The organism is Flavobacterium quisquiliarum, from assembly GCF_019308285.1.
Classification (GTDB): domain Bacteria; phylum Bacteroidota; class Bacteroidia; order Flavobacteriales; family Flavobacteriaceae; genus Flavobacterium; species Flavobacterium quisquiliarum.
On the sequence record NZ_WWEM01000022.1, the window covers coordinates 25,455 to 50,357 of the forward strand.

21 protein-coding genes are annotated in these 24,903 nt (G+C 34.3%); 10 read left to right on the forward strand and 11 right to left on the reverse strand.

Annotation, left to right across the window (positions count from 1 at the left end; all coding sequences use genetic code 11):
* Positions 1-321: 321 nt before the first annotated feature.
* The 5 genes from GSY47_RS10160 to GSY47_RS10180 all read right to left on the reverse strand — a co-directional run bounded on the left by GSY47_RS10160 (position 322) and on the right by GSY47_RS10180 (position 5,250).
* A complete protein-coding gene (locus GSY47_RS10160; RefSeq protein ID WP_179003493.1) occupies positions 322-1,029 on the reverse strand; it encodes a LytR/AlgR family response regulator transcription factor in 708 nt (235 codons plus the stop codon).
* Positions 1,029-2,198, reverse strand: coding sequence for a sensor histidine kinase (locus GSY47_RS10165; protein ID WP_179003492.1), 1,170 nt, complete (start codon positions 2,196-2,198; stop codon positions 1,029-1,031). The genes GSY47_RS10160 and GSY47_RS10165 overlap by 1 nt, the downstream gene beginning before the upstream one ends.
* 264 nt (positions 2,199-2,462) lie before the next feature.
* On the reverse strand, positions 2,463-3,200 hold the full coding sequence (locus GSY47_RS10170; RefSeq protein WP_179003491.1) for a CPBP family intramembrane glutamic endopeptidase: 738 nt from the start codon (positions 3,198-3,200) through the stop codon (positions 2,463-2,465).
* Between the two features lie 317 nt (positions 3,201-3,517).
* Positions 3,518-3,904: a DoxX family protein gene (locus GSY47_RS10175; protein WP_179003490.1), complete on the reverse strand. Its 387-nt coding sequence runs from the start codon at positions 3,902-3,904 to the stop codon at positions 3,518-3,520.
* Between the two features lie 332 nt (positions 3,905-4,236).
* Positions 4,237-5,250 carry a zinc-binding alcohol dehydrogenase family protein gene (locus GSY47_RS10180; RefSeq protein WP_179003489.1) on the reverse strand — a complete coding sequence of 338 codons (1,014 nt, stop codon included), beginning with the start codon at positions 5,248-5,250 and terminating at the stop codon, positions 4,237-4,239.
* 676 nt (positions 5,251-5,926) lie between these two features.
* Here GSY47_RS10180 and GSY47_RS10185 point away from each other — a divergent pair.
* Positions 5,927-6,490: a GNAT family N-acetyltransferase gene (locus GSY47_RS10185; protein ID WP_179003488.1), complete on the forward strand. Its 564-nt coding sequence runs from the start codon at positions 5,927-5,929 to the stop codon at positions 6,488-6,490.
* A 160-nt stretch (positions 6,491-6,650) separates the two neighbouring features.
* Positions 6,651-7,085 (forward strand): DoxX family membrane protein, encoded by a 435-nt coding sequence (locus GSY47_RS10190; RefSeq protein ID WP_179003487.1) that lies wholly within the window; start codon positions 6,651-6,653, stop codon positions 7,083-7,085.
* A 94-nt stretch (positions 7,086-7,179) separates the two neighbouring features.
* On the opposite strand, the gene GSY47_RS10195 is transcribed toward GSY47_RS10190, so the two are convergent.
* Both GSY47_RS10195 and GSY47_RS10200 read right to left on the reverse strand, forming a co-directional pair.
* Positions 7,180-8,445: a hypothetical protein gene (locus GSY47_RS10195; protein WP_179003486.1), complete on the reverse strand. Its 1,266-nt coding sequence runs from the start codon at positions 8,443-8,445 to the stop codon at positions 7,180-7,182.
* Between the two features lie 25 nt (positions 8,446-8,470).
* The gene (locus GSY47_RS10200; RefSeq protein ID WP_179003485.1) at positions 8,471-10,831 is read right to left on the reverse strand and encodes a TonB-dependent receptor plug domain-containing protein; all 2,361 of its coding nucleotides are present in this window, start codon (positions 10,829-10,831) and stop codon (positions 8,471-8,473) included.
* A gap of 136 nt (positions 10,832-10,967) precedes the next feature.
* Here GSY47_RS10200 and GSY47_RS10205 point away from each other — a divergent pair, with 136 nt between their 5' ends.
* The 4 genes from GSY47_RS10205 to GSY47_RS10220 all read left to right on the forward strand — a co-directional run bounded on the left by GSY47_RS10205 (position 10,968) and on the right by GSY47_RS10220 (position 14,537).
* The gene (locus GSY47_RS10205; RefSeq protein WP_179003484.1) at positions 10,968-11,960 is read left to right on the forward strand and encodes a helix-turn-helix domain-containing protein; all 993 of its coding nucleotides are present in this window, start codon (positions 10,968-10,970) and stop codon (positions 11,958-11,960) included.
* A 262-nt stretch (positions 11,961-12,222) separates the two neighbouring features.
* A complete protein-coding gene (locus GSY47_RS10210) occupies positions 12,223-13,059 on the forward strand; it encodes a sulfite exporter TauE/SafE family protein (RefSeq protein WP_179003483.1) in 837 nt (278 codons plus the stop codon).
* A complete protein-coding gene (locus GSY47_RS10215) occupies positions 13,046-13,453 on the forward strand; it encodes a DUF1634 domain-containing protein (RefSeq protein ID WP_179003482.1) in 408 nt (135 codons plus the stop codon). The genes GSY47_RS10210 and GSY47_RS10215 overlap by 14 nt, the downstream gene beginning before the upstream one ends.
* A gap of 61 nt (positions 13,454-13,514) precedes the next feature.
* Positions 13,515-14,537 (forward strand): LLM class flavin-dependent oxidoreductase, encoded by a 1,023-nt coding sequence (locus GSY47_RS10220; RefSeq protein WP_179003481.1) that lies wholly within the window; start codon positions 13,515-13,517, stop codon positions 14,535-14,537.
* A gap of 381 nt (positions 14,538-14,918) precedes the next feature.
* Here the strand turns inward: GSY47_RS10220 and GSY47_RS10225 are convergent, their stop codons facing one another.
* Positions 14,919-17,321 (reverse strand): TonB-dependent receptor, encoded by a 2,403-nt coding sequence (locus GSY47_RS10225; protein WP_179003480.1) that lies wholly within the window; start codon positions 17,319-17,321, stop codon positions 14,919-14,921.
* 242 nt (positions 17,322-17,563) lie between these two features.
* Here GSY47_RS10225 and GSY47_RS10230 point away from each other — a divergent pair, with 242 nt between their 5' ends.
* Positions 17,564-18,841 carry an acetyl-CoA C-acetyltransferase gene (locus tag GSY47_RS10230; RefSeq protein ID WP_179003479.1) on the forward strand — a complete coding sequence of 426 codons (1,278 nt, stop codon included), beginning with the start codon at positions 17,564-17,566 and terminating at the stop codon, positions 18,839-18,841.
* A 122-nt stretch (positions 18,842-18,963) separates the two neighbouring features.
* Here GSY47_RS10230 and GSY47_RS10235 read toward each other — a convergent pair whose 3' ends face one another.
* Positions 18,964-19,575, reverse strand: a complete 612-nt coding sequence (locus GSY47_RS10235; RefSeq protein WP_179003478.1) for an FMN-dependent NADH-azoreductase — start codon at positions 19,573-19,575, stop codon at positions 18,964-18,966.
* Positions 19,576-19,683: 108 nt separating this feature from the next.
* On the opposite strand from GSY47_RS10235, the gene GSY47_RS10240 reads away from it, so the two are divergent.
* Entirely contained in the window at positions 19,684-20,055 is a 372-nt protein-coding gene (locus GSY47_RS10240) for a winged helix-turn-helix transcriptional regulator (protein ID WP_179003477.1), read from the forward strand.
* Positions 20,056-20,110: 55 nt separating this feature from the next.
* Here the strand turns inward: GSY47_RS10240 and GSY47_RS10245 are convergent, their stop codons facing one another.
* Together GSY47_RS10245 and GSY47_RS10250 are read right to left on the reverse strand one after the other, a co-directional pair.
* Entirely contained in the window at positions 20,111-21,442 is a 1,332-nt protein-coding gene (locus GSY47_RS10245) for a S41 family peptidase (protein WP_179003476.1), read from the reverse strand.
* A 2-nt stretch (positions 21,443-21,444) separates the two neighbouring features.
* Complete coding sequence (locus tag GSY47_RS10250; RefSeq protein ID WP_179003475.1) at positions 21,445-21,885, reverse strand: MarR family winged helix-turn-helix transcriptional regulator; 441 nt, start codon at positions 21,883-21,885, stop codon at positions 21,445-21,447.
* Between the two features lie 207 nt (positions 21,886-22,092).
* Here GSY47_RS10250 and GSY47_RS10255 point away from each other — a divergent pair, with 207 nt between their 5' ends.
* Both GSY47_RS10255 and GSY47_RS10260 read left to right on the forward strand, forming a co-directional pair.
* Entirely contained in the window at positions 22,093-24,003 is a 1,911-nt protein-coding gene (locus GSY47_RS10255; protein ID WP_179003474.1) for a fumarate reductase/succinate dehydrogenase flavoprotein subunit, read from the forward strand.
* Between the two features lie 108 nt (positions 24,004-24,111).
* Positions 24,112-24,858, forward strand: a complete 747-nt coding sequence (locus tag GSY47_RS10260) for a succinate dehydrogenase/fumarate reductase iron-sulfur subunit (protein ID WP_179003473.1) — start codon at positions 24,112-24,114, stop codon at positions 24,856-24,858.
* Positions 24,859-24,903 lie beyond the last annotated feature (45 nt).

Sequence of the window (24,903 nt, forward strand, 5' to 3'; positions counted from 1 at the left end):
ATTTCATTTACATCAAAACACATAGCAATAGTTTAATTGCCAATTTTTGTTGAGTTTCTTGCAATGACAAACTTTAAGGAATAGTAAAGAGTTATAAAAAATTAAGTCAAAATGTTTTTAAAATATAGCCTGCGGTTTCAACCGCAGGAACACAACGCATATAACACAATGCATATCTGGACGTCCACGCGGTTGAAACCGCGGTCTATGTTTGAAAATTGGAGCTTTTAGTTATCTCTCTGCGAACTTAAAATAAAATGTAATAACTAAACCTTGCGTTTCTTTGCGAAAATCCTTTGCGGACTTTGCGGTTAAAAAAAATTATCTAATTCCTAACAGCGAATACAATTCCTCCTTTTTATTCAAAGCCACAGAAATATTTTTCCCATCAATCAATTCGATCCTGTTTCCATTTAAGCTTCTGACTGCTTCAAGATTTAGGATAAAAGAACGCTGAACACGAAAAAACATTGGAAGTTTCAAAACTTCTTCCATTGCTTTTAAAGTCCCTAAGGTCTTATAAGATCCGCCGTTAATGACAAATTTCAAATAATCGTCCTGCGCTTCTACATAAAGGATTTCATTCAATAAAATCTTAATCAGTTTTCCTTCCGATTTAATAAAAATGCGATCTGAATTGATTTGATGTACAGAAGCTGTTTTCTTTAATGAAAGGTATTCTTTGGCGCGATTTACCGCTTTTAAAAAACGATCGAAACGAACCGGTTTTACCAGATAATCTGAAGCCCCGGTTTCAAATCCATCCAAAGCAAAATTGCGGTGCGCTGTTATAAAAATAATGACAGGAGGGTTCGTAAGGGATTGTACCAGTTCTAAACCTGTGAATTTTGGCATTTCTATATCGCTGAACACAATATCAATTGTATTTTCCTGCAGATGCATCAATGCCTTTGCAGGTTCTCCAAATGAAGCTTCCAATTGCAGAAAAGGGATTTCGCTAATAAAAGACTCTATAATATCTCTCGCAATCGGTTCGTCATCTACGACAATGCATTTCAACTTTTCCATTACTTTCTTAAAACTATTTTTAAATCAACTTTAAAAGACGATTTTAGATTTTTAATTTCCAATTCGTATTGATCCGGATACAATAATTCCAGACGTTTACGGGCATTCTCTACTCCTATTCCACCGAAATTCTCAGTTGTAAAACTTTCATCAACATCATTTTCTAAACTCAACCAAAACGTGTTGTTTTCAATCTTAATCTCAAGTTTTACAAAGGCATTTTGAGTGCTTTTTAATCCGTATTTAAAAGCATTTTCAATGAAAGTAAAAGTCAAAAGTGGTGCAATAAAAAGTCCTGCGGTTTGGTTTTCTCCTTGTATATTGACCTGAATATTGACTTCATCAGCATAACGCATCTTTTCTAAAGCGATATAATTTTGGATAAAATCCAATTCTTTCTCTAGGCGAACGATTTCAGTATTTGATTCATACAAAGTATAACTCATAATATCCGAAAGATTCAGGATAATTTCTGGCGCGAGATTGTCTTTCCTAACCGTTAATCCGTATAAATTATTCAAAGTATTAAATAAAAAATGTGGATTTAATTGCGCTTTCAGAAAATCTTTTTCCATTTGAATATTCTGAATTTCCAATGCCAATTTCTCTTTCTCTATTTGAAATTTCCTGTGGTATAGTTTTACAATTTCAACCAAAATCTTAGCAAAACAAAAAGGGGAAAGCAGAGAAATAATGATTATAGTCTGCGAAAGCATTCTTTTTAAAGAAACAGCTTCTAAAAAAGTCTGTTCTGCACTCATTTTGATGACGCCTTTTAATTCTCCAAAATCAACTTCAAGACCTAAAATATAATATAAAAGGGAAACAAAGTATGTTGAAGCCATCCATAGAAAAATCGAAACTGGGAAAACCAACACTAAAAGCACTATAATTCTAGTTTTGCTTACTGAGAAAATCTTTGGAAGCAAAAGATAAAACAACATATAAAAGACAATAATATTAACCAAAGCCATTCTTATAGTAAGCAGAACGGCATCAAAATAAACCAAATGATAACCGATTACATAACTCAAAAACAATAAAACAGAAAACACAAACCACATCAAAAGATGCAGTAAAATTCGATTTCTTTTGGTAAAAAACAGATCAAAGTTTAAGGACGCTATTTTATCTAAAAAATAGCCCGAAGCAGTTGTGGTATTTGGCATGTAATACAGTTGTAAAGCAGTTTCAAATATAATTTATTTTTTCTCGCTGATGTAATATTAAACACATAGAAACATAGTTTTTCTTTGCGGTTCAAGGCTTTTCAGTTCTTTAATGAATGTGGTTTCCACTTTTTAACACGATAATTTTGTTATCCTGACAAACTGTGTGGACTATGTGTGAGAAACTAGTTTCTTTCTCTATTCTTTTTTAGACAAACAAATGACTATGTTTCTATGTGTTTAAAAATGATCCACACACAAAAATTATAAAATTCTAATTAAAGCGTTGATCAAATTAATGGCGTTATGCCCCAAAATAGAATAAATCAGATTCCCTGAAAAACATCTCAAAACACCTACGCTTAAAGACGAAATCAGTGTAAGATAAATGATCGTGACAAGGTCAAACTTTAAATGCAAATCCTGGTCTAAAACCATTCCGTGCCCTACTCCAAATAAAACGGTTATAATAACAAACGACCAGCCAAATTCTATTCCGCGATACTTCCATTTTGGCGCAAAAGCTTTGTTTAAAAGCCATAACGAAATACCTCTAAAAGCAATTTCTTCTGTTAAGCCCGGCATTGTCGCCTGAAAAAGAAAAGTTTCTAAATCGAATGTTTCGCCTTTTGGAAATAAGATCATTTTAAAAACGAAATCAAATAAAGTGAATCCCAGAAAAAACAGTAATCCAAACTTTAATTGTGTTTTTGAATTGGTTTTCGAGGTAAATCCGATTTTGATTCTTTCTTCTTTGGAAACGGAGAAAATGATCAACATTCCTAAAAATAAACTTAGTATTTTTCCTGACCAATTGAACTTTAAACCCAGAAAATCTAACGGCATTAATACTTTTCCGTATTGCTGTAACAGCATATCAGCCAAAAAATAAAGAATAAAAAAAGCAACGTATTTAAGATTTGATTGCTCCGTTTTAAAATGTGCCAATACTAAAAGAGGCGAAATGACTATGATCCAGATAAGCGGTGACAATGGTGACATATTTTTGAATTTTAAGGTTTTAATTGGAATCAAAAGTATATCGAGAGTATATCAATTAAAATAATGATCGGTAGAATATAGCATCTGTTCTGTGAAAGTGTGATTTTATCCGATAAAAGTAGTTTTTTTGTAATGCAAAGTTCTCAAAGGATTTTCGCAAAGAAAGCAAGGTTTAGTTGCTTCATTTTATTTTAAAGCTTTCAAAGATTCTCAACTTATGCATAAATATTTATAATTCTTGATCCTTCAAACTTGAAACAAAAAAAGCCCTAAATCGAAATTTAGAGCTTTTGTTATTTTATAAAATGACTTTTAAATTAGTCCCACTTATTATTTTTAGAGACTGCATATTTTCCTCCTCCGGTAAAAAACAGAGCAATAGCACCAAAAAAGTAAAGCATTAACAATTCTAAAGCATATCCTCCGTGTTCGCTGATCGAGAAAATATCCTGAGCGTGTGCCACAGCAATCGCTACAATACAGGTAACGGCAAGAAGAACCGCTGCTATTCTGGTACGGAAACCTAATAAAATAGCAATTGGTGCTAAAACTTCACCAATATAAACAGCATATCCAAATGCGCCCATATTGTCAACAAGGAAAGAAATTCCGTGAAGCACTTTTGAAATTCCGTGGAAAAGCATTAAACCTCCAACGCTGATTCTTATTAGTAATAATCCAAGGTCTGTGTTTTTTGAAATCATAACAATTTAGTTTTGGGTTTTAAAAAATGAAATACAAATTAGGCTTGTAATTCGGCTAAAATACAAAAATTGTTGTGATTCAAATAATACTATTTAAAATTATTCTAAATAATTGATTAAATGTAAAATATATTTAAACACATAGAAACATAGATTTTTATATTTCGAAAAGAATAGAGAAAGAAACTAGTTTCTAACACATAGTTCACCCAGTTTGTCATTCCGAGGAGCGAGGAATGACAAGATTGAGAGTAGTAGTTTAAAGGTTAAATCTATGTTTCTATGTGTTTAAAATTATATCCAAAGATATTTTTCAATAAGTAGAAAACCTTTTAGAATTTAATAGCAATTTTACCAATCGTCTTTCCAGATTCTAAAAGCTGATGTGCTTTCTTTAAATTTTCTGCTGTAAGTCCGTGATAGGTTTCTTTTAGAGTTGTTTTCAATATGCCATCGTCCAACAAATCAGCAACAATATTGAGAATATTATGCTGTTCTACCATGTCTTCTGTTTGATACATAGAGCGGGTGTACATCAATTCCCAGGAAAAAGAAACACTTTTACTTTTCAATTTATTCAAAACTAAAGGTTCAGCACTTCCTGTAATCGAAGCGATATGTCCCTGAGGTTTAATTAATTCGACCATTGTATCCCAATAGGCATTGGTGTCTACAAAATCCAAGATAAAATCAACGTTTTCAAAACCTGCTTCTCTTACTGATTTCACTAAATCTTTATGATTAACTACGAAATCGGCTCCCTGTTGTTTGCACCAATCAATAGTTTCAGGACGTGATGCGGTTGCAATAACAGTTAATCCTGCAATTTTCTTCGCCAACTGAATCGCAATCGAACCTACTCCACCCGCGCCTCCAATGATTAGAATTGATTTTCCTTTGTCTTTGTCAGCATTAACTCTGATTCGGTCAAACAGAATTTCCCAGGCCGTTAAAGCGGTTAACGGAATTACAGCTGATTCTTCAGCACTTAACGTTTTTGGCTTTCTACCGACAATTCTTTCATCAATAATCTGAAATTCGGCATTACTTCCTTGCTTGGTAATATCTCCGGCATAATAAACTAGATCTCCTACTTCAAATAAAGTTACTTTTTCGCCAACTGCCTGTACAATTCCGACAGCATCCCAGCCGATAATTTTCGGAGTTTCCAAAACGGTATCTTTTGCCGAGCTCTGGCGAATTTTAAAATCGACTGGATTTACTGAAATGGCATCGATTTTTACCAATAAATCGTGTGCTCCGGGTATTGGTTTCGTAGTTTCAAATTCAATAAAACTGTCTTTTTCTTCTATAGATAATGAGGTTTTAAATCCTATTGCTTTCATTGTTTTAAATTTTTGGTTTAAAATATAGTAACAAAGATAGTCGCTGTTTGAATGTTAATGTTGGTATAAGTTGGGGCAAAATTTGTATATTTTTTTCAAAGGGCTAAAGTTTTTTTCTCCCGCAGATTTAGCGGATTAAGCAGATATCCCCAATTCAAATCTGCAATATCTGCCGAATCTGCGGGAGAAATATATTTTTTTCAAAGAGACTAAGATTTTTTCTTTCACGCAGATTCTGCAGATTTAAGCAGATAAACATAGATTTTTTTTTAATCTGCTCAAATCCTTATAAATCTACGTGAAAATATATTGACTATTTATATAGAATTCTTTTTCTCGCAGATTTAGCGGATTATGCAGATGTTTCCAGAATTAATCTGCTAAATCTGCAGAATCTGCGGGAGAATATATTTTTTTCACATAGTCTCCCGCACAGTTTTGTCATACTGACGAAGGAAGGATCTCCGCAAGAAACTCTACAAAGATTGGCGATTCACTATACGGAGCTACTTACGAAGATCCTTCCTTCGTCAGGATGACAAGATTGAGAAGTAAGTATCGCATACGTGAAAGCTATGTTTATTTATGCAAGTAAAACGCCTTTATCCACAAACAATAACTATGTTTCTATGTGTTTAAATAAAACTTTAAATTTGTTACATCTAAATTTCTTAAAATGAATATCAGAAAAGCCAACAAATCCGATTCTAAATATATTGCACCTATATTATTATTAGCAATGGAAGATATTGTCTATAAATTTTTAACTAAGAAAGATTACGCTTCCGCGAAAGACTTTCTGGAATATTTTATAGAAAGAGAAAGCAATCAGTATTCTTATCAAAATTGTTTTGTGGCTGAGGAAAATGGAGAAATCATTGGCGCAGTCAATATTTACAATGGTTCTGATATAGAAACTTTACGTAATCCAATTATAGAATACGTCAGAGCACATTATAACCCGGAATTTGATCCGGAGTTTGAAACACGTGCCGGTGAATTTTATATCGATTCTTTGGGGGTAAACCCAAATCATCAGGGAAAAGGAATTGGCTCTAAACTACTTCAGTTTTTGATTAACGAATATGTACATCAAAACAAACAGACTTTAGGTCTATTAGTTGAAGAAGATAATCCGCTCGCAAAAAATCTTTATTTAAAACTCGGATTTAAGAACGTGGGCGAAAAAACTTTGGTGGAAAAAAAACTCGAACATCTTCAAATAAGTCCTGAATTATAAATTACCCTCTTTAAAGTTTTCAATTGCTTTTTATGCATTTTATCGGCTATTTTAAACAATTTGGCGATCATTATGTCGTTATTACAAATAACCGAACGATTTTCTTTTATTTATTTTAAAAGAATTCGTTAATGATACTGAAATAAAATTATCCATTAAAATGAAAAACATAACCATACTGGAAGCAGGTTTAATCTTAAGAATAGTTTTAGCAATCACAATGCTTTCAGCAGTAGCTGATCGATTTGGAATTTGGGGAGCGCCGGGCTCAAATGGAGTCGCTTGGGGAAATTGGGAAAACTTCGTAATGTATACTCAAACCCTAAATCCTTATGCAGACAAATCAATTGCCGAGATTCTGGGTGCAATGGCAACTTTCTTAGAAGTTATACTCAGTCTGCTATTATTGTTTGGATTTAAAACTAGAATCGCAGCTTTAGGAACTGCTTTTTTATTGTTCTTTTTCGGATTTGCAATGGCGGTTTCAGTTTCTGTAAAAGCGCCTTTTGATTATTCGGTCTGGACAAGCGTTGCAGCCGCACTTTTGCTTGCTAATATTGGTAAAACGGCTTTTGCTGTTGATAATAGGATATAAAAGTTAAGGGTTAAGAGTTAAACGTTGATGATCAACTTCTAACTCTTAACCCTTAACCCTTAACAAATAACCCTTAACTACTAACTACTAAAAATTAGTCTTTGATAATATCAAATCCTTGAATTCTTCCGCTTTCTTTTAAACGGAAAGTTTCTTTAATTTCTTTTGTAACAGGATTGTATTGATTAACTCCTGAAAAACCATCTGAAGTACTGTTGGATAAGAAATAGATATCTCCGTTGTGGTAGAATGGATTTTGAGTTGTGTAGAAATTATCTGGTGGAATGTTCAAACGAGTTGCTTTTTTAGTCGTTACATCAATTTCATTCCAGAACCAAACATCGTCTCTGTATCTAACTCCGTGCTGTCCACCTCCATAGTAAGAAACTGCTCTTGATGGAATTGTAGTATAGATTTTATTGTTATAAGCAAAAAGTCTGTTGAATTCAGCTGGGAATTGGTAAGACTTCATGTCAAGTGCAAATGTAGTGTCAAAATTAACTTCTCCTTTTTTGATTCTAAGGATTTTTGACGAATAATCACTTGGCTGTGTTTTCATATCACCAACAGAAGCAAAATATAAATCTCCTGTAACTTCGTCTAAACTCCATAAAACGTGGTCAATAAATACACCTAAATTAGTTGTAGTACCCATTTTAGTTACGTTTTCGATTTTGTTTGTAGTCAAGTCATAAACTGCAATAGCTACTTCTTTTACTACAGGAGTTACCTGCCAGTTTCCTGCTGCTTTATCTCCTAATAATAAATCTAGATATAATTTATTTTCTCTTTTTGCAATGATTAATTGCCCGATAGATTCTAAAGGCTGTCCTTCTGAAAGTGAAGAAAAATCAATTTCCCCAGTTCTTTCCATAGTAGTTGGATTGAATTTCTGTAATTTTAATCCACCTCTTACTTTATCCCAATAGTAACCTTCTGTTGCACTTGCTACTAAATAGTTTGTTTCGTAAGCATTAGAAAGAGATGCTAAAAATCCTTGATCTACCACTTTTCCAGTTGCATCAAGTCCCATTTTATTGATTCCTTGTTTTGCATTAGAAACGTCATTTACTTTAAAAAGACTTTTTCCAAATACTCTTCCACCTAAAGAAGAAGTTACCTGTAAAAACGGTAATCCAGAAAGGTTGATTTCTCTTGATTTATTGTCTTTTAAGGCATAAACACCACCGCTCCAGTTAGCAGCACCGTTGTATATAATCCAAGTTTCATTTTTTGGCAAAGTATCGTCTGAGTTTCCGTTGTCCGGAGTATTATTATCATCATTGCTGCTGCAAGAAAATAAAAGCATACAAGCAGCTATCCCTGCCAGTACTGAACGAAGTGAGTTGCTTCTTTTCATAGTTGATCTGATTTATTGGTTTTATTTAAAAAAAATTATAAACTAGTTTAAGATGGAATGATCTTCCAGGTCGCTGCACGTTAAAATTGTCGTACAATCGGACATCTCCAATGTTTCGGCACTCGCCTGAAACCGTTGTTTTTTTATCTGCAAAATGATAATAAACTCCCACATCATTAGAAAACTGTCCGATTCTGCCGTCTCTCGGAATAATTAATGAGGTTTGGAAATCTTTTACGGAACCAAATAAAGGCGGTTCCTGATTTTTTGGAATTTCAACTAAGAAAAATCTATGTGTATAATTAGCATTCCAAGTAAAATTTAAGCTGTCTCCTTTTTCGAATAAGTTTCCGAAGAAAGTATTCGCCCAAAAGTTTCCAAACAAAAACGGAATATTCGGCACTCTAGAATCATTTAAGTATTTAAAAGCAGCTTCTTTAATTCCAACTCTTCGAATGTCTTGATAGGTTACATTAAATCCTGTATTCAGCCATTTTGCTGGAGCATAATTGGTTTCAAATTCAAAACCTTTTATTTCTGAATTCTCATAATTAATGTATCGGTTGAACGGAATATCCAATTCTAGAAAAATAATATCCTGAACTTTTCTATAGAATAAATTGGCAGAAAAGGTTAAGCTGCTGTTTTCTTTTATAATAGAATACTGACCATTTAAATTCAGATTATGGCTTTTTTCAGGATTAAGATCTAGATTTTCTTTTACTAATCTCGCATCTCCAAAAATTTCATATTCATCTGGAAGGCGCGTTGCATATTCATAAGAAAACTTCAATAAATAATTGTTCTCTTCCCATTTTAGTCCTCCTAAATAGCCAAACTGACTGTCATCTTTTGAAGATTTCCATGCAAAACCGTAATTATCAGTTGTGTATCCATCTGTATAATAATGATAATATTTGGTTGCTACAATGCTTTCTAATTTCTTATCAAGCCATAATGAACGCCAGGCGAATGCCATATTATCTTTTCGATAAGTTGCCGGAACGGTCAAAACATCAACTCCGTCAATCACAGAAACTGCTCCAAGAGGATCGCTTCCTTTTCTGCGTTGCGCATAATACAATTGACTGAATTCTAAAAAATTACGATCAGAAAGTTCATATTCCAAGTTCAATCTCGAAGAAACAAAATTGTATTTCATTCGCTGATTGTTTCCTGTTCTAATCTCTCCCTGTTGCATGTTCTCAGCAATAACTTCTCCTAACCAATTGTAACGAACTGTAGTAGTATCAATAAATTTGGTATTAAAATGACTGTAATTCGTCAGGAAATTTACTTTAAGCTTATCATCAAAGAATTTCTTGCGGTAATTGATCATTCCCGTGTAATTCTGCTCCTTAGAAAATGCCTGTCCATAAACACTTACCATACCGGCATCATTTTGAATCTGCTTATAAAAATCAGAATAAATTAAAGTCAGACGAAGATCATCTGCCCATGTTTTTTCTTTTAATCCCACAAATGCTTCTCCATAATTGGATCTGGTCATATCGTGAAAACGTTTTACATTTCTGTACTCTTCATTGGTAGCATTTTGAATTGGGACATTTACTTTATAATTATTATCAGAATAATTAAAAGAACCATTAAAACCTCCGTAGAAATTGTTTTTATTTTGAAGATATAAATTGGCTGTCGCACGATGTGTATTGAAAGAAGCAATTTCATACGATACTTCAGCAAAATCTTTAGTGGAAGTTCTGGTAACAAGATTTACACCGCCTCCCAATGCATCTGAAGCCAGATAAACTGGCATAACGCCTTTGTAAATTTCAACACGATCCAGCATGTTTACGGGAATAGTTCCAAGGCTGAAACCGTGTCCAAACAACTCAATTGGAATTCCGTCTTTAAAAATACGAACCGCTTTTCCCTGAAGTCCGCCCAGATTGACCTGTACTTGAGAGCCTATATTTCCGTTAGTTCTGATTTTTACTCCCGAAGCTCGGTTTAAAAAATCGCCAACATCGCCCGCTTTATCATATTGTTTTTTAAAATCAATAACCTGAACCGAAAAAGGAGATTCTTCGATCTGTTTTTTTACACTTTTATTCTGTATAGTAACTTCTTTTAAATTGGCCGAATCACTATTAGGAGAATCTAATTGAAATTTAAAATGATTGTCCTGACCACAAACAACAGAAACGGTTTTTCTAGATTTTATAATATCGTTTTTCACAATTTCAATAGTGTAATTTCCATCGTTAAGCGAAAACTCCAGAATTCCTGAACTATTGCTGATTCCCATTGATTTATTGTTAACCAAAACGGTTAAACCTGAAGCAGGATTTCCAAGATTATCTTCAATATGAATATATACTGGACAGGCATTTGCACCGAACAAGCCAACCAGAAACATAAACATAAGGTGTAATTTAAATGTCAAAGCTGTTTTTATTTAAACTTATTATAAATTATATTTGCAGTGCAAAAGTATTTGATTACCAATCGATGCATTTATGAAAGTGGAAGTTTTAATTATGAATTTAGAAGTATAAAGGATGGCATTTAAAATTGACTCAGATGATTTTGTGGATTTTCTAGAAATAGATAAAAAACCAGAACTACAACTGCCTGAAACAGTACTTCAGCACGAAAAAGACATCAAATTTGTCACACCTAAAGGCGATATTTTATTCCACGAACATACTATTACAGAAGAGTTATCAATTCTTCAGGGAAACTATCAACTACATGATGATGTTGCGATTTCTGGGCATGGAGATTCTTCATTATTAGAAATGCATTTTAATCTTACGAATCAAAAAATCGGATACATAAATCCTGGCTCTGCAAAAGGTTATGCTTCGCCAATGTCTGGAAACATCACTTTTCTTTCTGCCGAAGACAATCATGCCAAAATTGACTTCAAAAAAGATATTGTATATAATACTTTTGACATCCATCTTCCTTTAAATGTATTGACTAAATACGAAGGGGAATCTAAAATAATGGACAGTTTCCTTAATAATATTCAAAAAAATAATAGCAACGCTTTAGCTAAAAACGAAATCAAAATAAGTGCTAAAATATTCAGCGTTATAGAAGACATCAAAAACTGTTTTTACCGCGGTTTGACCCGAAAAATCTATATGGAATCTAAAATCTATGAACTTATTGCTTTAAGTCATCATAATTTAGACATCGAAAAACAATCCAGAAACTTAGCTGGAGACGACGTTGAAAAAATAAAATTTGCCGCGCAGTTAATTCGTGAAAACATTGACAATCCGTTTACTATTGTAGAACTGGCTAGAAAAGTCGGCGTAAACCAAACTAAGCTGAAAGAAGGTTTTAAGACTGTTTTTGGCGACACTGTTTTTGGTTATCTGCAGGAAATCAGAATGAATAAAGCGAGACATTTTTTAACAGACACTACACTTTCCATTCAGGAAATCAGTCTTCTTTCGGGGTATCAGAATGTTTCTAATTTTAGTATTGCTTTTAAAAGGATATTTGGTTATCCGCCTACTAAGCTGAGATTGAAGGTTTAGTCAGGCATTTCCAAACAAAAATTTAACCGCAAAGGGCGCAAAGATTTTTTTATGCGAGGTTATAAAAAAACGCAAAGTTCGCAAAGCTGTATATTGACAAAGCTTTGCGAACTTTGCGTTTGTATTCGCAATCTTGAGTAAAAATCTTTGCGCACTTTGCGGTTAAAAAAATCCCTATAAAAGCAAAAATATTTTTAAGGTATATTTAAGGTCTTGAACAAATATGTATTCGTAAATTAGCAAATACAAAAACATATTTTAAATGACAATACTTACCTTTACACTGATTATGATACTCGGTGCCTTTTTAGCAGGCTTTATCGGTTCATTATCAGGCTTGGGCGGGGGAATTATAATCATTCCGCTGCTCACAATTCTTCTCGGAGTCGATATTCATTATGCCATTGGAGCCGCTTTGGTTTCGGTAATTGCAACTTCTTCAGGCTCTGCTGCCGCTTATGTAAAAGAAGGAATTACTAATATGAGAATGGGAATTTTTCTCGAAATCGCCACTACGATTGGTGCGGTTTGTGGTGCTTTACTTTCTACCGTTGCCCCTACTTCATTTATTGCAGTTTTATTTGGACTAACGTTGATTTTCTCAGCAATTAATTCACTTCGTAAAAAAGAAGAACATATTGTTTTAGAATCTAGTCCATTGGCTAAAAAATTAAAATTAGATGGTACTTATCCTGCTCACGACGGTGAAGTTATCAAGTACGGAACCAAAAATGTGATTGGCGGTTTCAGTATGATGGGCGTTGCCGGAATGATGTCTGGTTTACTCGGAATTGGTTCGGGTGCTTTTAAAGTAATTGCAATGGATAATATTATGCGAGTTCCGTTTAAAGTTTCTACTACAACCAGTAATTTTATGATGGGTGTTACCGCAATGGCAAGTTCCGTAATTTATATTCAGAAAGGATATATCGAACCTGGAATTTGTATGCCGGTTGTAATTGGCGTTTTGTTTGGAGCAATGGCTGGCGCTAAAATATTAGTGAAAACAAATCCGAAAAAATTAAGAGTATTTTTTGCCTGCCTGATTTTTGTTTTGGCAGTAAATATGATTTATAACGGACTAAATGGAAAAATCTAATATGGTACAAGAAGAAAAATTTGGAGAAAAAGACTTTCAAACCATCATCGGAAACTTACTACGTTATGGTGTTTGGATTTCGTTATCAGTCGCTTTTATTGGTGGAATTGTTTATTTAATGAACCACGGAAGCCAGATTGAAGATTATTCTGTTTTTAAAGAAAATGACCGAAATATATTTGAAGTAATCGCTTCAGTTTACCATGGAGCAATTCAGGGAGACGGCGCATCTTTAATCTTCACAGGAATTATTTTATTGTTTTTAACTCCTGTATTACGTGTTTTACTATCGCTTTTTTCATTTTTATTGGAGAAAGATTATTTATATGTAGGCATTACTTTAATTGTAATTGTCATTATTATTATCAGTATTTCATTCGGTTTTTCTCATTAGAAAATTGTAGATTTTACATTGATATTGGTATTGATATTGAAATTGAAATTTTATAGCATTTATGGAAATAGGAATAGACAGTTTTGCTTCGGCAATGTATGGCGATAACAACACGTTGAGTAGTGTTGATGCCATGGAGCAGTTATTGCAGAGAATCGAATTTGCAGATCAGGCTGGTCTTGATGTTTTCGGAATTGGAGAGCATCACAAGAAAGAATTTCTAGATTCTGCTACAGCCGTTATTTTAAGTGCGGCGGCGGCAAGAACAAAAAATATTCGTTTAGCAAGTGCTGTAACGGTTTTAAGCGCGGCGGATCCTGTTCGTGTTTATCAAAGCTTTGCCACTTTAGATTTAATTTCAAAAGGAAGAACCGAAATTGTTGTTGGTCGTGGTTCTGCTATTGAAGCTTATCCGCTTTTTGGATATGATTTGAGAGATTATGACACTCTTTTTAAAGAAAAACTGGAACTGCTTTTACAAATTAGAGATAATGAGTTTGTGACTTGGGAAGGAAAATTTCGTCCCGCTTTAAATGACTTACCAGTTTATCCAAGAGCTTTACAGAAAAAACTACCAATCTGGCTTGGCGTTGGAGGCACTCCTGAATCTTTTATTAGAGCGGGTTCACTTGGTCTTCCGTTAATGGTTGCCGTTATTGGCGGACAAACACATCGTTTTAAACCTTTAATTGATTTATATAGAGAAGCTGGAAAAGCAGCGGGTTTTAAAGCTAACGAATTAAAAGTTGGATTGCATTCGCCTGGCTATGTTGGAACCACAACAGAAAGTGCAATCGAAGAATACTATCCAGGTTATGCCGAATTATGGACAAAACTAGGATATGAAAGAGGCTGGCCTCCCGTAACGAAAGGCAAATTTGACGGATTAATTGATGATTTAGGAGTCTTAATTGTTGGAAGTCCGGAAAGAGCTGCTGAGAAAATCCTTCGTCATAGTGAAGCACTTGGAGGCGTTGACCGTTTTACTTTCCAAATGGATAATGCTGGATTGACGCACAAACAATTAATGAGCGCAATAGAATTAATTGGAACAAAATTAATTCCATTGATTAGAAAGGGATAATCTTTTGCCACTCCCGATAGCTATCGGGATACATAGATTAAAAGGATTTTTTATTTATTTCTATTTTAATAATATTTGTAATTAAATTTTCACGCTCCCGATAGCTATCGGGATTAAAATGATTCTGGCAGATTAAGCAGCTATTTATTATTTCAACAATTGAATAGCGTCCAGCTTTAGATGGATAAAAAAAGAGAAGAAAACAGAAAAGGCTTTAGCCAAACTAATAAAGTTTGGCTAAAGCCTTTCTCTCTCTATTTATCGATTACCTCCAGTTAAAACTGGAGGCAATTCATAAATCTATAGATATCAATTGTTTGTTCTTTTGTTCCTCTGAACCTTGAAACCTTAGAATCTTAGCTTCTCAGAACCTTAGCACCTTTAAAATTTATAAGTCACACCAACTCTAAAGTTTCTTCCTGCTTCTGCCTGCCAGTAGTAAGCTTGCAACCACTCGTAGTAAGAACCGCTGTATAGATATTTATCTAAAATATTAAATACGTTTGCCGTAACTTTTACTTTTCCGATTTCGTAAGATACACCTCCATCTAACTTAAAGTAAGAAGGTAATCTTTGAAGACCTTCGCCCCAAGTATCTGTCTCACGTCCGTCAAGGAAAGTTCCCCCAATTGAAGCACCTAATCCTTTTATTTTACCAGATTGAACAGTGTAATTCAGCCACGCATTTGCTGTATGTTTTGAATATCCAGGAACAACATCGCCTACATTAATTCCACTTACATTAGATTTCGTCACAGTAGATTCTGTAAAAGCATAATTTGCGATCAGATTAAGACCATCAAATATTTTTCCTCTTAAATCAAATTCAAAACCTTGAGCTCTTTTTTCACCTAAAACAATTTTAGTTGGATTCTGCGGAGTACTTAACGGATCTGAAGTTAATTCATTTTTCTTTATAATATTATAAACGGATAAGGTAGTATTCCATGAACCATCAAACCAATCTTTTTTGATACCAAATTCGACGTTGTTACCTGTTAATGGTTTTAATTCTCCATCTCTTACAACCCCTGATTGAGGTGTAAAAGCTTGATCATATAATCCATAAACCGCTAAATCGTTAGTAATAGAATAACTTAAACCTGCACGAGGTGTTATATGACTATCCTCGTTTGGTTCTGTCTCATAGCTACTAGTCTGGCTAATCCATGTATACCTCGCTGCAAGGGTTAATCTTAATCTGTTACTAAAAAAACCAAGTTCATCCTGAATGTAACCCGCAGCATATTTTGTACCATAAAGTCCTCCAGCTCTTTGGCTAAGTGGCGTATCATGATCAAATTGTGGGAAACCGTTTGATGGAGTTCCGTAATTTGGGTTATAAATATTAAAAGGATTAGCAGCGGTATCAAGATCATGAGATTGTCCCCAATCTGCAGCATAATCTTTATCTCCTAAATCTATTCCTCCTAAAACTTTATGACTTACCGCTCCAGTGCTAAATTTACCATTTACGAAAATCTGCCCTAGAAACATATTACTATCTGCATCCCAGATGCCCACATTTCTAATAATTTCTCCGTTTGCAATATCTCCATTTGCAGTAGTTGCAGGACCTACAGCGGATGGCCATGAACTGTAACCTTGCTGAATATATTTAAAATAAGAAGTCTGTGCTGTTAATTTCCAGTTGTCATCAAATTTATGTTCAAATTGCAAATAACCACTATGATCTTGAATATTGGTATCAGGCAAACCTGGTGCTGTCATAGTAAAATTACGTGGCATAGTAGCGTAACCGCCTGCTTTTGGTCCAAATACATAATAAGAACCAACCTCTGTCATATTTGCATACTGAAAATTGTACTCAAATGTCAATTTTGTTTTGTCATCAAATTGATATGAAATTACTGGTGCAATTACATAGCGGTCATTATGTTCATATGGACGAAATGAACCTTTCTTTTGTGCAGCTCCGTTAAAACGGTATAATAGTTTTCCCTTTTTATCTAATTTTCCGTCAAGGTCTAAACTTACTCTGTAGAAATCATAGCTTCCTACAATAGCACTTACCTCACCTTTTGTTATTCCCGTTGGTTTTTTAGTTACCACATTATAAAGTCCGCTTGGATCTCCGCTGGAAAGCATGAAACCAGCCGGTCCTTTTACAAATTCGATATGATCTACAAAACTCATATCTTCAGTTAATGGCCCCCAGAAAGAAGAAACTACGTTAAAGCCATTTCTAAAAGCTTGAATTTGAGAACCACGCATAGTGATATTAGTGTACAAATCTCCCCAATGTTCCAAACGCACTGCACCACTTACATTACGAATTACACCGTCACTCATACTTGTAATCTGCTGGTCTTTTAAGGTTTGAGAACTTACGATTTGTATATTTTGAGGAATTTCAAGAACAGGAGTCTGAAGACGCAATGATAACGAAGGTTTGTCCTGTTTATATTTGTTTTTTGTAATAACTACCTCATCAAGATCTTCCTGAGTTTCAGAAAGTGAAAAGTTTTTACTTGTTGTTTTTTGAGAAATAACCACGATTTTATCTTCCAATGCTTGAATACCAACACCACTTATCACAATGGTATAAGTTCCTGGTTTTACTCTTGTAATTTCATACTGACCTGAAACTGTTGTAACATCTGAATATTTTGTTCCCTTTAAAGCAACAGCAATATTTTCTGCGGGCTTGTTACCAATCAAAGTAACTTTTCCTGTTACTTTTCCAAACTCCTGTGCCATCATATTTAATGAAGTCAAAAGCAATGCAAAAAAATACACTTTTTTATTAAAAACTATTTTCATTTTGGTTTGATTAAAATTAAAGCCCCAAAAGTATATTCAAATCTTAACTTATCCAAATTATTTTTAATCATTCTAAATAAATATAACAATTTATATGCATTTGACACTAAAATATCTTTTACCAGCTATTTTTTAAAGTTATTTCTTCATAATATTAATCTACATTAAGTGGTATAATGAATTCTCTTTCTATCTTTATGTTGCAAAAATCCAAAGACAGATTTAACCAATACCTTACTGATATGAATCCTAATACAATAAGAAAAGTAGCTATTGTAGGTTACAATAGAATTCCGTTTGCACGTGCCAATACCGCTTACGCAAATGTTGGAAACCAAGAAATGATGACAGCCGCTCTTAACGGACTTATTGACAAATACAATCTAAAAGGTAAATTATTAGGAGAAGTTGCCGGTGGTGCTGTAATAAAACACACCTACGACAACAACTTAATCCGAGAATGTGTAATGAAAACAAGCCTTGATCCTGCAACTCCTGCGTGCGATTTGCAGCAAGCATGCGATACAGGAATTGAAAGTGCCGTTTATATTGCCAATAAAATTGCTTTAGGACAAATTGAATCTGGAATTGCTGGCGGCGTTGACTCCATCAGTGATATGCCGATTGCCGTAAGTGAAAAACTTAGAAAAATTTTGTTGGAAGCCAGACAAGCCAAATCGCTGGGTGGAAAAATTAAAACCTTTTTAAAACTTCGTCCAAAAGATTTAAGTCCGTTGGTTCCTAAAAACGAAGAATCTCAGACAGGGCTTTCAATGGGTGGTCATACTGAAATTACTGCAAAACACTATAAAATTTCAAGAGAAGATCAAGATGAATTCGCATTAAAAAGTCATTTGAATATGGCAAAAGCATATGATGAAGGCTTTTTTGATGATATGATTACTCCTTTCAACGGATTAGAAAAAGACAATAATTTAAGAAAAGATTCAACGATTGAAAAATTAGCTAAACTAAAACCTGCTTTCGATAAAGTTAATGGTACTTTGACAGCAGGAAACTCTACTCCTCTTACAGATGGTGCTTCTTGTGTTCTTTTAGCTAGCGAAGAATGGGCAAAAGAAAACGGACTTCCAATTCTGGCGTATATTACATTTGCAGAAATTGCAGCTATTGAATACGTTAAAAATCAGCAGAATTTGTTATTAGCTCCTTTGTTTGCTGTTTCCAGAATGCTGGAAAAGGCAGGACTAAATCTTCAGGATTTTGATTATTATGAAATTCATGAAGCTTTTGCTGCGCAGGTTTTAGCGACTTTAAAAATATGGGAAAGTTCAGAACTCAGCGAATCTATCGGCCTAAAGAAAACGTTAGGCGCCATTGATAGAGAAAAACTAAATGTGAAAGGAAGCAGTTTGGCTGCCGCACACCCTTTTGCTGCAACTGGTGGCCGAATTATTGGTGTAATGGCAAAACTACTAAATGAAAAAGGTTCAGGAAGAGGATTAGTTTCTATTTGTGCTGCCGGCGGTCAGGGAGTAACTATGATAATTGAGAAATAATCTTAAGTTGTTTTATTTTCTTTTATAAAAAATCTGCTGAATCTGCGAGCTAAAAAATTACTCCCGCTGATTCAGCAGATCTGGCAGATTATTTTTGTTTAAAGTTGACCTAAATTCAATTTTTAAAAAGCAAATTCTTCAATAGAAGACAAAGCTTTTGGCAATGCATTTGCTGCGAAATCTGGAATTGCTGTTCCTTCTACACGGAAAGTCGTAACATCTGTCATTCCTAAAAATCCTAAAACAGCCCTTAAATAAGATTCCGAAAAATCGTAACTTTTATAAGGACCTTCAGAAAATATAGCCCCCGAAGCAATGGAAAGATAGACCTTTTTATTGGTAACTAAACCTTTTGGACTTCCATCTGCATAACTAAAAGTCTTTCCTGCTCGTGCTACCTGATCAATCCATCCTTTTAAAACTGCTGGAATTCCAAAATTATACAATGGCACGCCAATTACAATTATATCAGATTCTAATAAAGTTTGTATCGCATCATCTGAATGTTTTAAGACTTCTGCTTGCTCTGGCGTATGTGCTTCTGCTGGAGTATAAACGGCACTGATATGTGAATTAGTTAAATATGGCAATGGTGTTTTAGTCAAATCAAGTATTTTTACCTCAGTATCTGGATGAATTACAGCTAATTTTTCAATAACTGCTTTTGATAATTGATTGCTAAACGAGTTTTCTCCATTTGTACTGGTAATTATTTGTAGAATTTTTTGGCTCATAACTTATTATTGTTTGTTTTACGATACAAACTTATCTACATTTGCTATCTCTTTTATAGTACTATCCTTAAGGATAGCGCTATCCTTGAGGATAGTAACATCATTTATATGAAAACAAAGAGCGAATTAACAAAAGAAATGAACTGTCAGCCAGAAGAATGTCTTGCTGCATTACTACCTGTGAGAGATGCCTTGGAGGTTTTAAGCGGCAGATGGAAACTCCCAATTTTGATAGCTTTATCAAACAGACCGAAACGATTTAAGGAAATTTCTAAAGACATCAACGGAATTACAGATAAAATGCTTTCTAAAGAGCTTAAAGATCTAGAGATAAACAAATTGGTCATCAGAACTGTTTATGATACGTTCCCGCCCACTGTTGAATATGCCAGAACAGAACACAGTCATACCTTATATAAAGTAATTGGGGCATTAAATGAGTGGGGCACTTTACACCGTAAGGAAATTATCGGAAAATAAAAAAACTCCAAGTTTATAACATTTGGAGTTTTTTTATTTTTAAAAATTCTGATACTTAATCTTTCTTATAGATTCTTTCCTGTCCATCACGGTAGATTCTTTTAATTGCGCTTACTGAGTTATTTTCGAATACAATCTTTATGCGATAATCGTCAGTACCATCCACTATAAATAAATCAGATTCTAATGGTGTTAACAAAAGTGTGATTATGTTGTTCCACCTAAAATACAAATTGTAGTTTTCGAAAACCAATTCAGATTTTCCAAATTTACCTTCATAAGATTTCAAAAGTTCAGCATTAACAACAAGAGCTTTCTGTCTGTTTTTGACCACAGGAACAAACCAATTAAGATCATTTGCAGCATCTTTATTTTGTTCTGATAAATTTTTCAATGCTAATAAATGAGCGGTGTTTATCGCTTCTTCACTTTTACATAATATATCTGGCATTACTCCTCTTCCTTCAAAGTCCATATTGGTAATTGGGTCTTTGACCTCTCCAAACGGAATATTTACAGAAAAGCCGTTAGCCAATACCGTTCTAGTTATAGGATGAGCACCTCCAGCCGTTTTTTCCCCAACAATAGTAACGCGTTTTAAATTTTGAAGAGAATAACTCATCCATTCAGCAGCAGAGAAAGTAGCACCACTTGTTAAAATATAAATCGGAATTGCATCTAATCGTTTCCCAGGAACAGATGGCAATAACCACATTTCTCTTTCTACTTTTTTTCTGTTTTCTTCAAAATAATAGTATTTATAGAGCGGTAATTCTTTGTTTGAGAAAAAATAACTGCTGATAAATTGTCCCATTTCCATAGCTCCTCCGTTATTTTTACGCAAGTCAATTAATAATGCATCTGTATTATTAAGGAATTGCATTACTGAAGCAGCAGTTTCACTTCCAATTGCTGGATCTTCAAAATAATTAAACTCTAAATAACCAATATTTCCTTCCAAAATTCTAGCTTGCATAAAGCCAAAATTCTTCTTTTTAGCTTCTATTAATTCTGCCGCTTTAATCTTTTCCTGTGTCTCTTTTTCTTTGACTTTTTGCTGGCTTTCTGCCCAAGCAGGCTCATACATAACCCTAAAATGCAAATCCTTACTCGCTTCTATTAAATCTGCACTAAGCTTTGAAGCAAATTCATTCGCAAGCAAAATATTTTTATAACTTCCTTTTTTTAAATTTTCATTCAGTTTTTTACTGATTTCTCCAATCGTTTTTGACCTTATGTAAAATTCTTCAAGTTTTTTAGATAATGAATCTATAACCAGCTTTTTATCTAAATCTGATAAATTGATTTCTTTCTTTTGAGCTGTTGTATTTTCTGAATATAAACCAATCGAAAATACAAACAATAACAATGCAATATGTTTTTTCATTTTTATGAAGTTTTACAATTTAAAATTATTTTATGAAGAATTCGATCAAGTTGTTCAATTTCTTCTGCAGACAAACCATCGAGTGCCGTTTTTCGATTTAAATTAAAGACAGGAGTCAACAAATCTATTGTATGCAAACCTTTTTCGGTAATTACAAGCTTCGATTTCCTTTTATCCAATTCGTTTTCTTCTCTTAGCAGATAATCTTTTTTAACCATTAATTCAATAATTCTAGTAACAGAAGCATTGTCCTTAAAAATGAGTCTTGCCATCTCGATCTGAGAAATATTTGAATTATCATTCAAAATAATTAATACCAAACATTGATCAACCGTAATATCGCTAACAATCTTTTGAATGTTTTTCTGGCAAATTTTCCTGTACTCCTTTATGGTCTGTTCAATAGTATAAAGTACTGTACCTGTTGGTGTTTTCTTCTTCATTCTGATATAATTAATTGACATATCAAATATAATTATTTATTTGACATATCAAACAAATAATTTTTACCTAAACATGACATAATTAAATAACCTAATGATAATCAGCAAACAATAATTTCATTTTATAAGATTTTTATAGTACATTAGAGTCCCTAAAGTATCGTTGCGTTTACAATTTTGCATCAATTCATTTTAAACCACAAAAAAATGATGGAATCAAAAATACCCGAAGGACCACTTTCAGAAAAATGGAATACTTATAAAGCTAAAGCCAAACTGGTAAATCCGGCAAATCGAAAAAAGCTTACTATTATAGTCGTTGGTACAGGGCTTGCAGGCGCTTCATGCGCGGCATCCTTAGCAGAACAAGGCTATAATATTAAGTCTTTTTGTTTTCAGGACTCTCCTAGACGGGCACATTCTGTCGCTGCGCAAGGTGGTGTAAATGCTGCAAAAAACTACAAAAATGACGGCGACAGCACTTTCAGAATGTTTTATGATACTATTAAAGGCGGCGATTTTAGATCGCGTGAAGCCAATGTATATCGTTTAGCCGAATGTTCCGCTGCTTTAATTGACCATGCTGTAGCCCAAGGAGTTCCTTTTGCAAGAGAATATGCAGGTTATTTAAATAATCGATCATTTGGTGGAGTTCAGGTTTCGCGAACTTTTTATGCTAGAGGACAAACTGGACAACAGCTTTTATTGGGTGCTTATCAAGCTCTAGAACGACAAGCCGCTTTAGGAAAAGTAGCATTGTGCACACGCCACGAAATGCTTGAATTAGTTGTTATCGATGGCAAAGCCAAAGGAATAATAGCCCGAAATCTCGAAACAGGAAAACTGGAACGCCATGTGGCTGATGCCGTTGTACTGGCTTCAGGCGGTTACGGAAAAGTATATTATTTATCTACTCTTGCAATGGGCTGTAATAGTTCTGCCGTTTGGAGAGCGCACAAAAAAGGAGCTTTTATGGCTGGTGTAAGCTGGATTCAATTTCATCCTACTTCACTGCCACAGCATGGAGAAAATCAGTCTAAATTGACTTTAATGTCAGAATCGCTTCGAAATGACGGGCGCATCTGGGTTCCTAAAAGAGCGAATGATGACAGAAATGCCAATTCGATTCCAGAAGAAGAACGAGATTATTATCTAGAACGCCGTTATCCTTCGTTTGGAAATCTAGCGCCAAGAGATATTTCTTCCCGTGCCGCCAAAGAAAGAATCGATGCCGGGCATGGCGTTGGACCAATGAAAAATGCTATTTATTTAGATTTTTCAGATGCTATCAAAGCGCAGGGAAAAGATACAATTGAAGCTAAATACAGTAATCTTTTTACCATGTATGAAAAGATTACAGGAATAAACGCCTATAAAGAACCAATGCTCATTTCACCTTCGGCACATTTTACGATGGGCGGACTTTGGGTCGATTATGAATTGATGACTACAATTCCAGGTTTATTTGCTTTAGGCGAAGCTAATTTTGCAGATCACGGCGCCAATCGTCTTGGAGCAAATTCACTGCTTCAAGCTTGCGTAGATGGCTACTTTATTGCACCTTACACGATTCCAAATTATTTGGCTGGCGAATTAAACACTACAAAATTCGACATAGATCATCCTGCTTTTGAAGAAGCTGAAAATGCTGTCAGAAGACAATTAGATCGTTTTTTGCATACCAACGGAACACTTTCAGCAGATTATTTTCATAAAAAAATCGGTCGTCTTCTCTACGAAAAATGCGGTCTTTCCAGAAGCAGAAAAAATCTCGAAGAAGCCATAATTGAAATTAGAGAATTAAAAGCTTCATTTGAAAAAGACCTTAGAATTACAGGCGATAATACTTTAAACAGTGAACTGGAAAAAGCTGGCCGAATTGCCGATTACATAGAATTAGCCGAATTAATGTGCTATGATGCCTTACAACGTGAAGAATCCTGCGGTGCCCATTTCAGAGAAGAATACCAAACTCCAGATGGAGAAGCCGTACGAAATGATGAAGAATTCTGCTACGTTTCGGCTTGGGAATGGAAAGGACAAAATAAAGAACCAGAACTCCATAAAGAACCTTTAGTTTTCGAAGCAGTTGAACTTGCGGTAAGAAGCTACAAATAAGTTTAGGAGTTAAAAGTTATAGGTTAAGAGTAAAAAAATAAGCGCTAAAAAAAACTAAAACCGACAACTAAAGACAACAACAAACAACAAACAACAAACATAAATACCATGAAACTTTATCTAAAAATTTGGCGGCAGTTTGATGCTTCATCAAAAGGAGAAATGACAGATTATGAAATTGATGAAGTTTCAGAACATATGTCTTTTCTTGAAATGTTGGATCTTTTAAACGAAATTTTAATTCAGCAAGGCGAACGAGTTATCGAATTCGATCACGATTGCCGGGAAGGAATCTGCGGGCAATGTGGTGTTATGATTAACGGAAGGGCTCACGGACCTTTAAGAAACACAACGACCTGCCAGCTTCATATGAGAAGCTTCAAAGATGGCGACACCATTTATATCGAACCCTTTCGTGCCAAAGCTTTTCCCGTTTTACGCGATTTAAAAATAAATAGAAAAGCATTTGATACTATTATTGCTTCAGGAGGTTTTATCGGAGCTTCGACGGGACAAGCACCTGAAGCCAACAGTATTCCTATTTCTTATGAAACTGCGGAAGAAGCTTTTGACGCAGCAGCCTGCATTGGTTGCGGAGCATGCGTTGCTTCGTGTAAAAATGCCAGCGCAGCTTTGTTTGTTGGAGCCAAAATAACACATTTAACCCTACTCCCACAAGGAAAAGTAGAAGCTCCCAAACGTGCTATTAACATGGTAAAACAAATGGATCTTCAGGGTTTTGGAAACTGCTCCGATACAAGAGCCTGTGAAATTGAATGTCCGCAGGGAATTTCGGTACTTTCAATTGCTAAAATGAATTTAGAATATATGAAAGCTTTGGCTTTTAGGAAATAATTACTTGTGATTTGTCATTTCGACTGAAAGGAGAAATCACACTAG

What these genes read in the sequence shown, in the direction of transcription:
- GSY47_RS10160 (WP_179003493.1), bottom strand. Translation starts at nt 1,029, where the DNA reads ATGGAAAAGTTGAAATGCATTGTCGTAGATGACGAACCGATTGCGAGA.
- GSY47_RS10165 (WP_179003492.1), bottom strand. Translation starts at nt 2,198, where the DNA reads ATGCCAAATACCACAACTGCTTCGGGCTATTTTTTAGATAAAATAGCG.
- GSY47_RS10170 (WP_179003491.1), bottom strand. Translation starts at nt 3,200, where the DNA reads ATGTCACCATTGTCACCGCTTATCTGGATCATAGTCATTTCGCCTCTT.
- GSY47_RS10175 (WP_179003490.1), bottom strand. Translation starts at nt 3,904, where the DNA reads ATGATTTCAAAAAACACAGACCTTGGATTATTACTAATAAGAATCAGC.
- GSY47_RS10180 (WP_179003489.1), bottom strand. Translation starts at nt 5,250, where the DNA reads ATGAAAGCAATAGGATTTAAAACCTCATTATCTATAGAAGAAAAAGAC.
- GSY47_RS10185 (WP_179003488.1), top strand. Translation starts at nt 5,927, where the DNA reads ATGAATATCAGAAAAGCCAACAAATCCGATTCTAAATATATTGCACCT.
- GSY47_RS10190 (WP_179003487.1), top strand. Translation starts at nt 6,651, where the DNA reads ATGAAAAACATAACCATACTGGAAGCAGGTTTAATCTTAAGAATAGTT.
- GSY47_RS10195 (WP_179003486.1), bottom strand. Translation starts at nt 8,445, where the DNA reads ATGAAAAGAAGCAACTCACTTCGTTCAGTACTGGCAGGGATAGCTGCT.
- GSY47_RS10200 (WP_179003485.1), bottom strand. Translation starts at nt 10,831, where the DNA reads ATGTTTATGTTTCTGGTTGGCTTGTTCGGTGCAAATGCCTGTCCAGTA.
- GSY47_RS10205 (WP_179003484.1), top strand. Translation starts at nt 10,968, where the DNA reads ATGGCATTTAAAATTGACTCAGATGATTTTGTGGATTTTCTAGAAATA.
- GSY47_RS10210 (WP_179003483.1), top strand. Translation starts at nt 12,223, where the DNA reads ATGACAATACTTACCTTTACACTGATTATGATACTCGGTGCCTTTTTA.
- GSY47_RS10215 (WP_179003482.1), top strand. Translation starts at nt 13,046, where the DNA reads ATGGAAAAATCTAATATGGTACAAGAAGAAAAATTTGGAGAAAAAGAC.
- GSY47_RS10220 (WP_179003481.1), top strand. Translation starts at nt 13,515, where the DNA reads ATGGAAATAGGAATAGACAGTTTTGCTTCGGCAATGTATGGCGATAAC.
- GSY47_RS10225 (WP_179003480.1), bottom strand. Translation starts at nt 17,321, where the DNA reads ATGAAAATAGTTTTTAATAAAAAAGTGTATTTTTTTGCATTGCTTTTG.
- GSY47_RS10230 (WP_179003479.1), top strand. Translation starts at nt 17,564, where the DNA reads ATGAATCCTAATACAATAAGAAAAGTAGCTATTGTAGGTTACAATAGA.
- GSY47_RS10235 (WP_179003478.1), bottom strand. Translation starts at nt 19,575, where the DNA reads ATGAGCCAAAAAATTCTACAAATAATTACCAGTACAAATGGAGAAAAC.
- GSY47_RS10240 (WP_179003477.1), top strand. Translation starts at nt 19,684, where the DNA reads ATGAAAACAAAGAGCGAATTAACAAAAGAAATGAACTGTCAGCCAGAA.
- GSY47_RS10245 (WP_179003476.1), bottom strand. Translation starts at nt 21,442, where the DNA reads ATGAAAAAACATATTGCATTGTTATTGTTTGTATTTTCGATTGGTTTA.
- GSY47_RS10250 (WP_179003475.1), bottom strand. Translation starts at nt 21,885, where the DNA reads ATGAAGAAGAAAACACCAACAGGTACAGTACTTTATACTATTGAACAG.
- GSY47_RS10255 (WP_179003474.1), top strand. Translation starts at nt 22,093, where the DNA reads ATGATGGAATCAAAAATACCCGAAGGACCACTTTCAGAAAAATGGAAT.
- GSY47_RS10260 (WP_179003473.1), top strand. Translation starts at nt 24,112, where the DNA reads ATGAAACTTTATCTAAAAATTTGGCGGCAGTTTGATGCTTCATCAAAA.